This is a genomic window from Archangium violaceum Cb vi76 (assembly GCF_000733295.1).
Lineage (GTDB): Bacteria > Myxococcota > Myxococcia > Myxococcales > Myxococcaceae > Archangium > Archangium violaceum.
In genome coordinates this window covers 20,611-35,718 of record NZ_JPMI01000227.1, presented here as the reverse complement: position 1 = coordinate 35,718, position 15,108 = coordinate 20,611, and the positions used below count along the sequence as shown (strand labels likewise).

Annotated in this window: 10 protein-coding genes; 5 read left to right on the top strand and 5 right to left on the bottom strand. The window is 71.6% G+C overall.

Going from position 1 to position 15,108, the window contains the following annotated elements:
- Window positions 1-258 precede the first annotated feature (258 nt).
- Together Q664_RS30200 and Q664_RS30195 are read right to left on the bottom strand one after the other, a co-directional pair.
- Window positions 259-756 (bottom strand): methylated-DNA--[protein]-cysteine S-methyltransferase, encoded by a 498-nt coding sequence (locus Q664_RS30200; RefSeq protein WP_043403497.1) that lies wholly within the window; start codon window positions 754-756, stop codon window positions 259-261.
- Window positions 753-2,210, bottom strand: a complete 1,458-nt coding sequence (locus Q664_RS30195) for a DNA-3-methyladenine glycosylase 2 (protein ID WP_043403496.1) — start codon at window positions 2,208-2,210, stop codon at window positions 753-755. The genes Q664_RS30200 and Q664_RS30195 overlap by 4 nt, the downstream gene beginning before the upstream one ends.
- Before the next feature lie 154 nt (window positions 2,211-2,364).
- On the opposite strand from Q664_RS30195, the gene Q664_RS30190 reads away from it, so the two are divergent.
- Window positions 2,365-3,255: a sigma-70 family RNA polymerase sigma factor gene (locus Q664_RS30190; protein WP_043403495.1), complete on the top strand. Its 891-nt coding sequence runs from the start codon at window positions 2,365-2,367 to the stop codon at window positions 3,253-3,255.
- A 6-nt stretch (window positions 3,256-3,261) separates the two neighbouring features.
- Window positions 3,262-6,231, top strand: coding sequence for a serine/threonine-protein kinase (locus Q664_RS30185; RefSeq protein ID WP_043403494.1), 2,970 nt, complete (start codon window positions 3,262-3,264; stop codon window positions 6,229-6,231).
- An 8-nt stretch (window positions 6,232-6,239) separates the two neighbouring features.
- On the opposite strand, the gene Q664_RS30180 is transcribed toward Q664_RS30185, so the two are convergent.
- A complete protein-coding gene (locus Q664_RS30180) occupies window positions 6,240-7,415 on the bottom strand; it encodes a serine/threonine protein kinase (protein ID WP_052518856.1) in 1,176 nt (391 codons plus the stop codon).
- A 296-nt stretch (window positions 7,416-7,711) separates the two neighbouring features.
- Between Q664_RS30180 and Q664_RS52870 the strand changes: the two genes are divergently transcribed.
- On the top strand, window positions 7,712-9,874 hold the full coding sequence (locus Q664_RS52870) for a sensor histidine kinase (protein WP_052518855.1): 2,163 nt from the start codon (window positions 7,712-7,714) through the stop codon (window positions 9,872-9,874).
- Here the strand turns inward: Q664_RS52870 and Q664_RS30170 are convergent.
- On the bottom strand, window positions 9,848-10,735 hold the full coding sequence (locus Q664_RS30170; RefSeq protein ID WP_152622419.1) for a formylglycine-generating enzyme family protein: 888 nt from the start codon (window positions 10,733-10,735) through the stop codon (window positions 9,848-9,850). The two genes, Q664_RS52870 and Q664_RS30170, sit on opposite strands and share 27 nt — an antisense overlap.
- Before the next feature lie 8 nt (window positions 10,736-10,743).
- Window positions 10,744-11,769 (bottom strand): LIC_10091 family protein, encoded by a 1,026-nt coding sequence (locus Q664_RS30165; RefSeq protein WP_152622418.1) that lies wholly within the window; start codon window positions 11,767-11,769, stop codon window positions 10,744-10,746.
- 38 nt (window positions 11,770-11,807) lie between these two features.
- On the opposite strand from Q664_RS30165, the gene Q664_RS30160 reads away from it, so the two are divergent.
- Both Q664_RS30160 and Q664_RS30155 read left to right on the top strand, forming a co-directional pair.
- Complete coding sequence (locus tag Q664_RS30160) at window positions 11,808-13,445, top strand: sensor histidine kinase (protein ID WP_043403491.1); 1,638 nt, start codon at window positions 11,808-11,810, stop codon at window positions 13,443-13,445.
- On the top strand, window positions 13,442-14,869 hold the full coding sequence (locus Q664_RS30155; RefSeq protein ID WP_043403490.1) for a sigma-54-dependent transcriptional regulator: 1,428 nt from the start codon (window positions 13,442-13,444) through the stop codon (window positions 14,867-14,869). Before Q664_RS30160 ends, Q664_RS30155 begins: the two co-directional genes overlap by 4 nt.
- Window positions 14,870-15,108: the final 239 nt, after the last annotated feature.

Here is a 15,108-nt window from a genome sequence, read left to right as displayed (position 1 = left end):
CCCTGGCCACCCAGGGCCCCGGGCCGTGCGCATCCCGCGCACGAAGAGTCGGCACACTCATGAGAAAAGCGGACCGCTGGAGAAAGGGGGGGGTGGGGGTCTCAGGTGCTTATCGAGATGAAAGGCGTTGTCCGAGCGATCCTTTCCTTTCTTGCGGCCCGATCTAATCGTTCGGACGATGGACGAAGTCAATCAAAGACTCACGGAATCATCGCAAAACATGATTAACACGCGCTGCGTCAAGAAGAGGGCGGGACCTCACCGTCCCGTTGTCCTCTCCCGGATGCGCTGCTCATGCTCGAGCAACCACTGCTTGGTGGGTACGCCTCCCGCATAACCGGTGAGCTTCCCACTGGTGCCCACCACGCGGTGGCAGGGGACGACGATGGAGATCGGATTCCTCGCGTTCGCGGAACCCACGGCCCGCGACGCGCCCTCCCGGCCGATGTGACGCGCGAGGCCCGCGTAGGACCACGTGATGCCCAACGGAATCTCCCGCAGGGCCTTCCACACCGCCTGCTGGAAGGACGTCCCGATGGGCTCGAGCGGAAGCTCGAAGGACACGCGCTCGCCCGCGAAGTATTCCTCCAACTGGCGCCGCGCCTCCCGCAGCACCGGGTGCGACTCCCCCTCGCTGGCCACCAGCACGGGAGCCCCCTTGTGGTTCTCCAGGTAGATGGCGGTGAGTGCCCCTTCGTTCGCGTACAGCCGGAGGGGGCCCACCGGGCTCTTCAGGGTCGTGGTGTACAGCTTCATCCGCCTGCTCCTTCCGAAAGAGAAGTCCAGAGGTGTATCGCCGCGTAGGAGCGCCAGGGCCGCCAGGCCTCGGCCCGCGCACCGGCCTCCTTCGCCGTCACGTTTCCGAGCGCCTTGCGAATCCCCAGGTCACTCGCGGGGAAGGCATCGGGCCAGCGCAGGGCCCTCATGGCCACGTAGTGCGCCGTCCACGCGCCAATGCCCGGCAGCGCCTCGAGCGCCGCCATCGTCCCGTCCACGTCCGCATGCCGGTCCAGCCGCACCGAGCCCTCCGCCACCGCCCGCGCCACCGCCAGCAGGCTCCTCGCCCGCGCCCCGGGCATTCCCAGCGCCGCCACGTCATCCTCCGTCGCCGCCGCCAGCGTCTGCGGCAGCGGGAACAGCCGTGAGGTCTCCGCATGCGGGCTGTCCACGGGCTCGCCGAAGCGCGCGACGAGCCTCCCGCTCAGCGTGGTCGCCGCGCGCACCGACACCTGCTGCCCGAGGATGGCGCGCACCACCAACTCGAAGGGCTCGAAGGCCCCCAGCACCCGCAGCCCCGGGTGCGCCTGGACGTACTTCGCCAGGAGCGCGTCGCGTCCGAGGCACTCCGCGATGACCTCCGGCTGGGCATCCAGATCGAAGAGCGCCCGCAGCCGCGCCGCCACCTGCATCAGCACCCCCGCCAGCGACAGCGAGACCTCGGCCAGCAGCGCGGGGCGCTTCGGGTCCTTCCGCACCGACAGCCAGCCCGTCCTGCCGCCCAGGCGCACCGTGCGCCGGTATCCGGCATCCCCCGCGTGCTCCACTCCCGGAATGGCGCGCCCCCGCAGGAAGCCCAGCAACTGCTCCCACTCCAGCGGCGGGCGGTAGTCCAACCGCAACACCAGCGAGCGCGCGCCCACGGGCTCGTCACTCGCGCGCCGCAGCGCCGAGGGGGGCCTGCCGAAGCGCTCCTGGAAGAGCGCGTTGAAGCGCCGGACACTCTGGAAGCCACTGGCGAAGGCGATCTCCGCCAGCGGGAGCGTGGTGTCCTGGAGCAGTTGCTTCGCCAGGGCGAGCCGCCGTGACTGCGCCAGCTCGACTGGCGAGACACCGAGCTCCGCCTCCATCGCCCGGCGCAGGTGCCGGCTGGTGACTCCCAGCTCGGTCGCCAGGTCCTCCAGGGATGACTCGTTGAGGCAACCTCCCTCGATGCGCGCGACCGCGGCCGCCACGAGCCTCGGCACGGAGTCCACCGGCGCGCTGCCCGGAGCCAGCTCGGGACGGCACAGCAGACAGGCCCGGAAGCCCGCGTGCTCGGCCTCGGCGGCCGTGCGGTAGAAGGCACAGCGCTCCCGGCGGGGCGTCCTCGCCGTGCACACCGGCCGACAGTAGATGCCCGTCGTCGATACCCCGACGAAGAAAAGCCCATCGAAGCGCCTGTCTCGCGCGGTCAGGGCCCGGTAGCAGGTCTCGGTCTCCAGCGTTCGCATCACGGGGCTTTCGTAGCGTGCCCGCCCACCCCTGTCTGGCCGTTTTCGGACCTGACCGCGAAAATCGGGTCGCTCACCCGGAAAACCCGAAAGCCGGGCGGGGATGGTATCTTGCCGCGTCCGTCGCAGCCCCCATCCCCAGGAGGAATGCTCGGTGTCACCGGGCCTCGCTCAAGCCTTCGTCGCCGCCCGTGAGGGTGCACTCGTAGGAGAACCGCTCGCCACGTTGGAGGAGCGGCTCGGCCGTGGACTGAGCACGGCCCGCGCCGCCTGGCCCGGTGTGGACCTGGACGGTGCGCGCTTCGCCACCCACCTCGCCCGGCACCTGCCCGCCGACAGCCCCGCCGAGGCCCTGGAGGCACTGCACGTGGCGGACCTCTACCTCGCCTGCGCCTGCGCGGAAGGCCTGCCCCTGGCGCATGCCGCATTCGAGGCCCGCGTCCTCCCCGAGGTGCACGTGGCCGTGGCCCGCCTCAAGCTGCCCCCCTCCTCCGTGGATGAGGTGCGTCAGCTCGTGCGCCAGAAGATGCTCGTCCCCGGCCCCGAGACTCCCGCCCGGCTCGCCGCCTACCCAGGCACCGGCCCGCTCTCCGGCTGGGTGCGCGCCGCCGCCCTGTGGATCGCCCTGGACCTGCGGCGTCAGCGCTCCAACCAGGACGTCTCCATGGAGGACAGCACGCTCTCCCTGCTCGTGGACCCTGGCGACGACCCCGAGCTCGTCTACCTCAAGACGACCTACCGCGCCGAGTTCAACACCGCCATCACCCAGGCGCTCGCCAACCTCTCGCCGCGCGAGCGCAACACCTTGCGCCTCAAGTACCTGGATGGCCTGAGCATCGACCAGCTCGGCGCCCTCTACGGGGTGCACCGCGCCACCGCCGCGCGGTGGGTGGTGGCCGCCCAGCAGGCGCTCCTCGAGGAGACTCGGCGCCTGCTCACCGAGCGGCTGCGCCTCACCGGCTCCCAGCTCGACAGCGTGCTGCGCCTCATCTCCAGCCAGATCGACGTGAGCCTCAGCCGCCTGCTGCGCTCGCGCATCGACTGAAGCGCCATGGCCTGCCTCGACGAGTCCACCTTCATGGAGTTGATGCTCGGCGGCCTGCCGCCGGAACGTGCTGCGGAGGTGGACCGGCACCTGGACGCATGCCCCACCTGCCGCCGGCTCGTGGCCGAGGCCGTCCGCGCCCGGACTCCCACGGGCCTCGCCGAGCCCCCTGCCCTCCACTCCCCCTCCCCCACCCCCTCCGTGGAGGCCGTGCTGCCGCGTGGCACCGCCGTGGGGCGCTACCTCGTGCTGGAGCGGCTCGGCGCGGGCGGCATGGGCGTCGTCTACTCGGCCTATGACCCCGAGCTGGACCGCCGCGTGGCCCTCAAGCTGCTGCGCGTGGCGGCGCTCGGACTGGAGGCCGAGGAGGGCCGCGCCCACCTGCTGCGCGAGGCCCAGGCCATGGCCCGCGTCTCCCACCCGCACGTGGTGTCCGTCCATGACGTGGGCAGTTTTGGTGAGCAGGTATTCCTCGCCATGGAGTTGGTGGAGGCCCAGACGCTGCGCCAGTGGATGCGGGCCGCGCCGCGCTCCTGGCGCGAGGTGCGCGACGTCTTCCTGGACGCGGGCAAGGGGCTGGCCGCCGCGCACGCCGCGGGGCTCGTCCATGGGGACTTCAAACCGGAGAACCTCCTGGTGGGCGCGCGCGTGCGCGTCACCGACTTCGGCCTCGCCCACCGCGCCGCCAGTGACACGCGCCGGGCAATGGGCGGCACTCCGGCCTACATGGCGCCCGAGCAGTTCGGCCCGGGTGGCCATGCCGACGCGCGTTGCGACCAGTTCTCCTTCTGCATCACCCTGTACGAGGCCTTGTACGGCGAGCGCCCCTTCGCGGGAGACACCGAGCGGACGCTGGTGGCGGAGATGCGCGCGGGCCGGGTGCGCCCCGTGCCGAAGAGCACGGACGTGCCACCGTGGCTGCACCGCCTGGTGATGCGTGGGCTGGAGGTGGAGCCCTCCGCGCGCCATCCCTCGATGGAAGCCCTGCTCACCGCGCTCCAGGGCGAGCCGGCGAAGCGGCGGCGGTGGTGGCCGCGGCTCGGTGGAGTACTGGCCCTGTTGCTCTCGGTGGGCATCACCCACGCGGTGGCCACGCGTGGGGCGCGGGCCTGCGCGGGCGCGGCGGACAAGGTGGCCGGCATCTGGGGCCCGGAGCAGCAACGGGCGGCGGAAGCGGCCTTCCTCGCCACCGGCCGGCCCTTCGCGCTGGAGGCCTGGAACAGCGCACGGCGCACGTTGGATGCGTACACCACCGCCTGGGCCACGCTGCACACGTCCGTCTGCGAGGCCACCCGGGTGCGCGGCGAACAGCCCGAGGAGTTGCTGGGCCGGCGCATGCGCTGCCTGGACCAGCGGCTGGCCGAGGTGGCCGCGCTGACGCGCCTCTTCGCCCAGGCGGACCACCGCGTGGTGCAGTACGCCCCGCGCACCGCCGAGCAGCTCTCCCCGCTGGCCGGGTGCTCCGACCTGGCGGTGCTCGAGGCCGCGGGGCCCGTGCCGGAAGACGCCGCCTCACGCCAGCTCACCGAGGACCTGCACGCCGCGCTGATGGAGGGGCGCATGCTCGGCGCGGCGGGCCGGTACGCGGAGGGCGCGGCCCGGGTGCTCCCCGTGGCCGAGCAGGCCCGCGCCGCGGGAAACCGGTACGGCGGCGCGGAAGCCTTCCTGCTCGTGGCGGAGCTGCGGGACCAGGCGGGGGACTACCGCGGCGCGGAGAAGCTCGTCCAGGAGGCCGTCTGGGCCGCCGAGGCCAGCCGCAACGACGAGGTGGCCGTCCGGGCCTCCACCCTGGCGGTGCGCATCACCGGCGAGCGGCTGGAGAAGTACGAGCTGGCGCACCTGTGGCAGGAGCGCGCGGACGCGGCCCTCGCCCGCATGGGTGGCGATGAGGTGCTGCGCGCCCGGTTGCTCCACAACGTGAGCCGCGTCCTGGCCATCGAGGGCCGCTACGTGGAGGCCACCGAGCGGCAGCGGCAGGCCCTGACGCTGCTGGAGAAGAACCAGGGGCCCGAGTCCCTGGCGGTGGCGGACGTCCTCGTCGATCTGGGGCACGAGCTGCTCACCCAGGGCCAGGTGGACGAGGGACTCATCCACCTCCGGCGCGCCCTGGCACTGCGGGAGCGGGAGCTGGGCGCCCTCCACCCGGACTCCGGCCAGGCCCTGCTCGCGCTCTCGTCCGCGGCCTGGGTGCGGCGCGATATCGCCGAGGGCCGACGCCTCACCCACCAGGCCCTTCAGGTGCTCGAGCAGTCCCTCGGCCCGGACCATCCGATGGTCGCCTACGCGCTCAACGACTACGCGATGCACCTGCTCCACGGCTCGAAGAACGATGCGAACGAGGCCCTGCCCATGATGCTGCGGGGGTCACGCATCATCCAGAGCGCCGAGGGCCCGGACAGCAGCAGCGCGGCCCTGTTCACCAGCAACCTCGCCCAAGTCGAGATGAGCCTGGGCCGCATGGCGGAGGCCGAGCACCACTTCCGCGAGGCCATCGCGCAGCTGGAGGCGAAGCGGGGACCCGAGCACGTGACGCTCTGCTCCCCGCTGCACGGGCTGGGCATCGCGCTACAGAGTCAGGGCCGGATCGACGAGGCCCTGCCGTACTTCGATCGCTCCGTCTCCATCCACGACGCCCAGCCCGGCGACTACCACAAGGCCCGGGCGGACCTGCTGATGGACCTGGGCAATGGTTACCTCATCGCCAAACGGCCGCGCGACGCCATCCCCCCCTTGGAGCGCGCGCTGGCCCTCATCGAGAAGTCCTCCCACGCCCTCCTGCGCCAGCGGGGCATCATCCGCTTCCGCCTCGCCCGGGCCCTGTGGGACGCGAACGAGGAGCGGCTCCGCGCCCGTCAGCTCATCACCGAGGCGCTCGAGCTGGTGAAGGAGGACCGGGCCCCCGGTGCGCAAAAGTACCGGGAGAACCTGGAGCGCTGGCTCGCCGAGCACCCGCCCGTCGTCGCTCCCAGCCGCTGACCCCTCCGTCAGTGGTTCGTCGGCAGGTACAGCTCCCCTGCCCTGCGCTCGGCTTCGTCGGAGGGGATGAGCTCGATGGGCCCCTTCACCGCCAGCGCATCGCTCCGGGCCTTCAGCAGCTCCTCGATGGCCTCCTTTGCTCCGTAGGGAGCCTCCAGCACACCGAGACACGCCTCCAGGTCGCCCTTCAACGCGGCGGCGGTGGCATACCGCTCCTCGGGGCAGCGGCGCAGCAGCTTGTGGATGATGAGCCGCACGGGCTCGGACACGCGCCGCATCAGGTGATCGATGTGCTCGGGACGGAAGGCCGCGGCCCGCCGGGCCATCTCCTCCACCGTGGTCCAACTGGACACCTCGGACACCCAGGGCACCTCTCCGTCGTACCCGGGGTGCCCCGGAGGCAGCTTCTCGGCGGCCTTCTCCACCTCGTCCGAGCCATAGAGTTGCAGGCCGGTGATCATCTCCAGCATCACCATGCCCACCGAGAAGAGATCCGAGCGGGAATCCACCCCGCCCTCCGGCGGGGGGCCCAGGCGCTCCGGGGCGGCGAAGTCGATCTCCCCCTGGACGATGAACGGGACGACCGGCGCGCGTCCGGGCAGCAGGGAGGACGCGGACATGAAGTGGGCCAGCATCACCGTGCCATCGTGTTTCAGGATGACGTTGTAGGGGTCCACCGCCCGGTGGATGATGCCCAGGGGCCGCCCGGCGGCGTCCGTGAGGGTGTGCACGTAGGACAACACGTCCGCCACCGCGGAGGCCACGTAGAGCGTGAAGGCCTCGGACAACTGGCGCCCGCGCACGCTGCCGTAATGCCCCGCCATGTTCAGGCTGATGCCGGACACGTACTCCGTCACCAGGTACCGGCCCCCCCGGTGCTGGAACAGTCCGTGGGTGCGGGGAATGGCCGGGTGTGACAACAGCAGGGCCAGTTCCGCCGCGTCCTCGAGCCGCGCGTGGCTCGTCCAGTGGGCGGACGCGCTGACCATCGCGACCTCCACCAGGGGTCCGTCCTTCGGGGTCCCCTCCTTGTCCCCGGTGCGAGGCAGACACAGGAAGCGCTTCTGCTCACCCGGCCCGTGCGTCAACTTCCGCAGCCGCAGATACCCCGTGTCCCCGTGGGAGAAGAGAACGGGGCGCTTTTTCTCCGAAGGGCCGTGCTTGCGCGAATCAGCGTCAGACATTGAAGACACTCCTCTCCCGTCGTGGAGAGGCCAGGCGGCCCCACACGGGAGGATGAAGACGAGGGAAGTGGTGCGAAGGTGCGGCGGAGGTTACTGGAGACATTCACCGCGAGGGAACGACCTGTGGGGTCGTGCATGGGCTTCCCCGCCCGGCGGGCGCTTGCAAGGCCCCCCGCCCTCCCAGCGGCCCCGTCTTCCCGGGCGGCGAGCGGCCAGGGGTGCGCCCTCGGCCGACCGCCAGCAATGCCCACGAGAGAGAATCTCTCGCGCCTCGAGTGCGTTGGAGAGGCTCCTGAATGAGTGAGCACATCGACGGGACCCTCTCCAGCAGCCGACTCGGCCCCGCCCTGTACGCACGGGCCCCCTACCTCCGACCCGGCGAACCAGAAGACCTCTTCGCGGGCGGAGGGGAAATGGGCGCGCACATGCGTGCCTTCGATTGGTCCGCCACCACGCTGGGCCCCGTGGAGGGCTGGTCCCAGTCGCTGCGCAGCGCGGTGAGCATCTGCCTCAACTCACGCTTCCCCATCCTCATCTACGCCGGGCCGGAGCTGCTCGTCCTCTACAACGACGCCTTCATTCCCTTCTTCGGGCGCAAGCACCCGGTACTGGCCCTGGGCCGACCGGGCCGCGAGGCGTGGCCGGAGATCTGGCACATCATCGGTCCCATGCTGGAGGGCGTCCTCGCCACGGGACGGTCCACGTGGGCGGATGATCTGATGCTGGCCATCGACCGCAGCGGCTTCCTGGAGGAGACCTACCGGACCTTCTCCTACAGCCCCATCGGCATCGAGGCGGGCCGGGTGGAGGGCGTCTTCAGCGCGGTGAACTTCACCACCGAGCGCGCCATCGGCGAGCGGCGGATGAATACCCTGCGGCAGCTCGCCGGACACGTCAGCGAGTCCCGCTTCCCCGAGGAGGCCTGCCGTCAGGCGGCTCGCACCTTCGCGGCCAACGCCGCGGACGTGCCCTTCGCGCTGATGTACCAGTGGGACGAGCCGCGCGCCCAGGCCACCCTGGTGGCGAGCGCGGGAATCGAGAGGGAAGTGGACGCCACCCGCTGGCCCCTGGCGCACGTGGCGGCCACCGGACGCATGGAGGTGCTCACCGACGTGCGGGCGCGCTTCGGCGACCTGCCGGGAGGACCCTGGGACGAGTCGCCGCACTCGGCGGTGGTGCTCCCCCTCTGCCATCCGGGGCACGAGGTGCCCTATGGAATGCTGGTGGCGGGCGTGTCTCCGCGCCGTGCACTGGACGACTCCTACCGGAGCTTCTTCGAGCTGGCCGCCGGGCACGTGGCCTCGGCCGTGGCCAACGCGCTGGCCTATGAGGCGGAGCGCCGGTACGCCGCCGAGCTGGAGGCCAGGCAGCGGCTGCTGGACGCGGTGCTCCAGCAGATGCCCGCGGGCGTCATCGTCTCCGAGCCCTCGGGCCGCACGGCCTTCTGCAACCACCAGCAGGAGGAGCTGGTGCGCGGCCCCATGCACCACGCCAGCTGCGTGGCGGAGTACACCGGCTTCAATGGCTTCCACCCGGACGGCCGCCCCCTCCAGCCGGAGGAGTGGCCACTGGCCCGCGCGCTGCTCCAGGGAGAGGTGGTGAAGGACCAGGAGCTGACGCTGGAGCGCTGTGATGGAGCGCACGCGACGGTGCGGGTGAGCGCCAGCCCGGTGAAGGACCCCGAGGGCCACCTCATCGCGGGCGTGGCCATCACCCGGGACGTGACGCAGTACAAGGAGCAGGAGGCCGAGCTGCGCCGCCGTGTGGAGTTCGAGCAGCAGCTCATCGGCATCGTCAGCCACGATCTGCGCAACCCCATCAACGCCATCACCCTGGCGGCCCACACCCTGCTGCGCCACGAGGAGCTCGATGCGCGCGCCACCCGGTCCGCCAGCCGCATCCTCTCCTCGGCCGAGCGCGCCACGCGGATGATCCGCGACCTGCTCGACTTCACCCAGGCCCGGCTGGGCGGTGGCATCTCGCTGGAGCGCCAGCGCACGGACCTGCGGCAGCTCGTGGACCAGGTGCTGGACGAGGTGGGCGTGGCCTGGCCGGAGCGTCACCTCGAGGTGCGCCAGCGCGGCTGCACCACGGGGGAATGGGACTCGGATCGCATGGCCCAGGTGGCGTCCAACCTGGTCACCAACGCCCTCAAGTACAGCCCCCGGGACACGCCCGTGCGCGTGGAGTTGCGCGGCGGGGACGACACCGTGGAGCTGTCGGTGCACAACGACGGGCCGCCCATTCCCTCCGATCTCCTCCCCCGCCTCTTCGAGCCGCTCCAGCGCGGCACGCCGCAGGTGGACCGGGCGAGCCGCAGCATCGGGCTCGGCCTCTACATCGTGAAGCACCTGGTGGAGGCGCACGGGGGCACCGTGGCCGCGCAATCGGGCCAGGGCGGGGGGACGGCATTCACCGTACGGCTGCCGCGCTCACCGGGCGCCCTCGCCCACCACTGACGCCCGCGCCTGCTCGACGCTCGCGGCGCAGCGGAAGCCGAAGTGATGGAAGATGGGCCGGTTGGCCGGCACGTGGGGCCGCCGGTACACCGACGTCGCGTACGCGGCCGGCCAGAACCACGAGCCCCCTCGCACCACCTTCTCCGTGTGGCCCGCGCAGGGCTCGCGTCCCTCGCACGGGCCCTTCGGGTCCACCCCCAGGCACGCCTCGCCACAGGCCTTCCACGAGGGCGTGTACCAGTCCGCCACCCACTCCCAGGCGTTGCCCGCCATGTCGTGGAGCCCGTAGGGGTTGGGCGGCCGCGTTCCCACCGGCTCCGGACGTCCCACGTCGGCGTGCGTCTTCGAGCGCTGCTTCTTCCCGCAGCTCCGCCCCCGGCGATCCTGGATGACGGCGCGCTCGCAGGTGGCCGGCTCGTTGCCCCACGGGTAGAGCCGCCCATCCGTGCCCCGCGCCGCCTTCTCCCACTCGGCCTCCGTGGGCAGGCGCTTGCCATGGGCCTCGCAGTAGCCCTTCGCGTCGTACCAGCTCACCCCGTTGATGGGCTGCCGGGGGTGGTCGAAGTCGCGGTAGTTCGGCCCGCCCCTGCCGCACCGGCCCTCCTTCTCGCAGGCCTTGTACTCGCCGTACGTCACCTCGTGGGTGTCCATGTAGAAGCTCTGCACCCAGACCTCCGCCTGGGGCTTCGCCGGCGCGTGCTTCCCCGTGTTCACGCCTCGCGAGAAGGGGCCTCCGGGGATGCAGGCCATGCCTGGTACCGGTGCCTCGAGGCAGGGCACCACCTCGGGAGCCCCGGGGAACGGAGCCACCGCCCCGGCCACGCCCGCGCTCCCAAGTCCGAGCGCGAGGAGAAGCCGCATCGCGCTCCTCACTTCCGCGCCATCCTTCTCGTCCGCTTCTCGAGGAGCTTCCGCTTCCACGCCTCGCGCGCCTCGGCGGGCCCCATGTCCAGCCGCGACAGCCCGCGGGGCTTCCCGGTGTCCGGCGCGTACCGGAGCATCCCGCGCACATCCCGCGTCTTCACGTCCTCCAGCCAGGCCAGGAAGCTCGAACCCGACTGGGTGTTGTAGTGGTAGTAAGTGCCCTTCACGTGGGTGATGCCCCGCTGGCCACTCGTGCGGACCACCACGCTGGTGCCGTCCAGCGGGAGCGCGCGCATGTTGCTCCGGTAGTCCCGGTCATAAGGGAAGTACTGCTCGGCGTTCGAGAGGTAGAGCACCCCCAGCTTCTTCCCCGCCCGCGTCGTGGTCCGGCCGATGGCGGCCACCGTGCGATGGGCGGTGAGATCACCCCGCACGATGAGGACCTTGTTCCGCTGATAGAGGCCGCGGATGTGCGCGTAGTCGCCGGCATCCACCACGAAGCAGGGCAGCGAGGCCTTCCTCATCTGCTCCACCACGCGCTTCAGCCGCCGCTCCACCGCCCCGCGCGCGGTGCCGTACGCCCGGAGCAGGCTCGCCTTCTCGAACCGGGAACCGGGGCTCTCCTGGATGAGGCGGCGCACCTCCGGGCGGCCCTCCCTGCTCCACAGGCGCAGGAACTCCTCGGGCGTCTCCGCCGCCAGGAAGATGAGGCGATAGACACGGTGGAGATCCACGATGGACTGATCGAAGTCCATCAGCACGAGCCGCTCCGCGCGGGCCCAGGCGCCCAGCAGGTAGTTCTGGTCCGAGCCCACTCCCAGGTAGACGCCCCGCTTGTCCTTCACCGCCTCGTGGAAGAGCCCGAGGTGGTCCTCGTTGGAGATCCAGTAGTGGCTGTCTCGGATGAGCTCGGCCGGGGAGGGATCCGCGGGCAACTGGATGGAGCCGGTGAGCTCCGGCTCCGGCTCACTGGCCACGGCCACGGCGCTGGCCAGGAGGACGACGAGGGCGAGGACACGCATCGCGGACATGATACCGCGCCCCGCGTGATACGCTCGGGGGGTCGTCTATGTCGGCGCATCTCCTCGCCTCGTCCATCGTCGCGCTCATCGTGGCGCTCTTCAACGGCCTGCTGGCCGGCTACGTCCTCGCCTCCGCCAGGGGAGAGCGGCGCAAGCTCTTCTTCGCCTGCGGCCCCACCGGAGTCGCCCTCTTCGCCGCAGGGTGGTTCGTCGTCCTCCTGGAGCCCCGAGCCCGTGAATCCGTCCGCGTGGCCGTCGGTCTCGCCGCGTTGATGTCCATCTCCGGCTTCATCGCCGATGCCCTCGCCGAGCTCGAACCGTCCCAGGCACGCCGGTGGCTCCGATGGGCCCTCCTGCCCGCCGGGCTGGCGCTCCTCGGGCTGTCGGCGTGGGTGGCGGTGGTCTTCGCTCAGCCGCTCCTGGCGGTGTTCCCCCAGGCGCTGGGACTCGCCGGAGTGGGGCTGCTCGGCGGGCTCCGCTTCACGCTGTGCCGCCATGAGAACGCCTCCGTCCGCCGGCTCTCGCGGCACCTGACGGCGCTCATCGGGGTGTCGCTGCTCGTCTGCCTGCTCCGGACGGTGTTCGAGCTGTCGCGGGGGGCGCCCGCTGGCAGTGGAGCGCTGCTGTGCATCGTGCTCGCCGCGGAGCTGGCGACGCTCAGCTACATCCTCCACGAGCGGGTCGCCGTGCAGCTTCCCGTCTCCCGGGCCCTCACCCACGCGGTGCTCGCCATCGCCGTGGCCTGCGCCGTCGTCGCGGTGTTCCGGGTGCTGGGCTACCCGGTGGACCTCGTCCAGGTCTCCGTCTCCGTGGGGGTGGTCCTCGTCGCCTCCCTGCTCTTCATCGGCCTGGGCGAGCAGCTCAACCGGGGCATCGAGCAGCTCCTGTTCCCCAAGCAGGCACGGCTCTCCGAGCAGCTCTCGGCCTCCCGCGCCGAGGCGGCGGCCCTGCGCGGCCGGCTGGAGCGTGCCGAGCGGCTCGCCATCGCCGGGGAGCTGGCCGCCTCGGTGGCCCATGAAATCAAGAATCCACTGGCCGCCGTGCGGGGTTACGCCGAGCTGCTCTCCGGACAGGCCGGGCACGTCTCCCCCGAGCACCGCGCCCGCTTCGAGAAGGCGGTCCGCATCATCCGCGAGGAGAGCGATCGCATCGACGCACGCGTCGCCGAGCTGTTGAGCCTCGGCCGGGCGCCGAGGGGTGAGAAGGGGGAGAGCCCGCTCGATGTGTCGCGGATCGTCCTGGAGGCGGTGGCGGTGGCCGAGGGTGAACCGGACTTCCCCACGCTCGTGTCCCGGTTGGATCCGGACCTGAGGGCCGTGGGCGACGAGGACGCGCTGCGCGGAGTGCTGCTGAACCTCTTGAAGAACGCCGCCGAGGCCATGCGGGAGACGCGGGACGGGCGCATCGAGGTCGTGGCCCGGTGTGAGGAGGGCCGCGTCGTCGTCGAGGTGCGCGACGAGGGCAAGGGGCTCGAGGCCGTGGATCGCGAGCGGCTCTTCCGGCCCTTCTACACGACGAAGGCCGGTGGAACGGGACTCGGGCTCGCCATCTCGCGCTCGGCCATCGAAGCCGTGGGGGGAAGGCTCGGGCTCCTGCCGCGCGGGGACCGGCCAGGCGCCATGGCCCGCGTGGAGCTGCCCGTGGCACCCGCGGGCTCCAGGCCAGCGAGGGAGGACGTGCGATGACGGTGGATGCCGCGGTGGGCGGGCCCGAGGTGGCCCTCGTGGAGGACGAGCACAACCTGCGCGAGCTCTACCAGGACGTGCTGGGGGCACGCGGACTGAAGGTCGTTCCGCTCGACTCGGTGGCGGCCGCGGAGGCGTACCTCGCGCGCCACGCGCCGGACCTCCTGCTGCTCGACGTGAAGCTGGGCGATGGCGATGGGCTGGTGCTGCTCGACCGGCTGCGCAAGCAGGGACTGCGCACGCCCGTCATCGTGATGACCGCGTTCGGCACCGTGGAGCGAGCGGTGCAGGCGCTGCGCGCGGGCGCGGCCGACTTCCTCGTCAAGCCGTTCCCCAACGAGCGGCTCGTCTCCTCCGTGGAGGCCGCGCTGGAGACGGGACGCCGCCTCGTGGAACTGGAGCTCGCCGCCCCCACGCTCGCTCCGGACTCGGACACCGGCCGCGCACTCATCGGCGCCGATGGGGGGCTGCGGGATGTGGCCGCGCTCCTGCCCCGCGTGGCCGCCTCGGATGCCACCGTGCTCGTGCGCGGCGAGTCCGGCACCGGCAAGGAGCTCGTCGCCCGCGCCATCCACGCCGCCTCGCCCCGGCTCGACGGGCCCTTCGTCTCCGTCAACTGCGCCGCCCTGCCCTCCTCCCTGCTCGAGTCCGAGCTGTTCGGCTTCGAGCGCGGCGCCTTCACCGGCGCCCACTCCCGCCGCAAGGGGCTCATCGAGGCAGCCGAGGGCGGCACGCTCTTCCTCGATGAAATCGGAGACATGTCCCTGGAGGCTCAGGCACGGCTCCTCCGCGTCCTGCAAGAGCGGGAGATCACCCGCATCGGCGGGCGCGAGGCCGTGAAGGTGGACCTCCGCGTCATCTCCGCCACCCACCGCGATCTGGATGCCATGGCCTCGAGCGGGCAATTCCGCTCGGACCTCCTCTACCGGCTCGCCGTCATTCCCATCCACCTGCCCCCCCTGCGCGAGCGCACCCGGGACATCCCCGGCCTCATCGAGCACTTCCTGGAGAAGCACGCCAGGCGCAAGGGGCTCACGCCTCCCAGGCCGGATGCGGAGACCTCGCGGCGTGCCCTGGCCTACCCGTGGCCCGGCAACGTGCGCGAGCTGGAGAACTTCGTCGAGCGCGCCGTCGTGCTCGGTCACTTCGACGCTGAGTCGCTCCGCGCGCCCCTGGCTCCGCGCGGGGCTCCTCGTCCCGCCGCGGCTCCGGCTCCGGCGGAGGTGACGACGGGGGGAGATGGGCCCACCGTCCAGACGCTGCGTGAAGCCGTGGCCAGCGCCGAACGTGCCGCCGTCATCGCCGCCCTTCAGGCCGCCAAGGGGCAGAAGACCACCGCCGCCCGACTGCTCGGGGTCAGCTACAAGACCCTCTTCAACAAAATCCATGAACACGGCATCCGCGAGGAACTCCATATCGGCTGAGCGGCTCGCCGTTGCTGGGATACCTGTGTAACGCCTTACATACCTCTGAAGCTGTCCCCTCTCCCTCTGGGAGAGGGTCAGGGTGAGGGTCTTCCCCTTGTCCCTCGTGTCCGCACAGAGGGGAACTCCGCAGGGGACGACCCTCCACCCCCCGCCCTCTCCCAGAGGGAGAGGGAGCCTGCGGGCACGGGGCTTGCTCAATCCCGGGTCGCGCGATGTCGCGCACCTGAGGAGGCCTC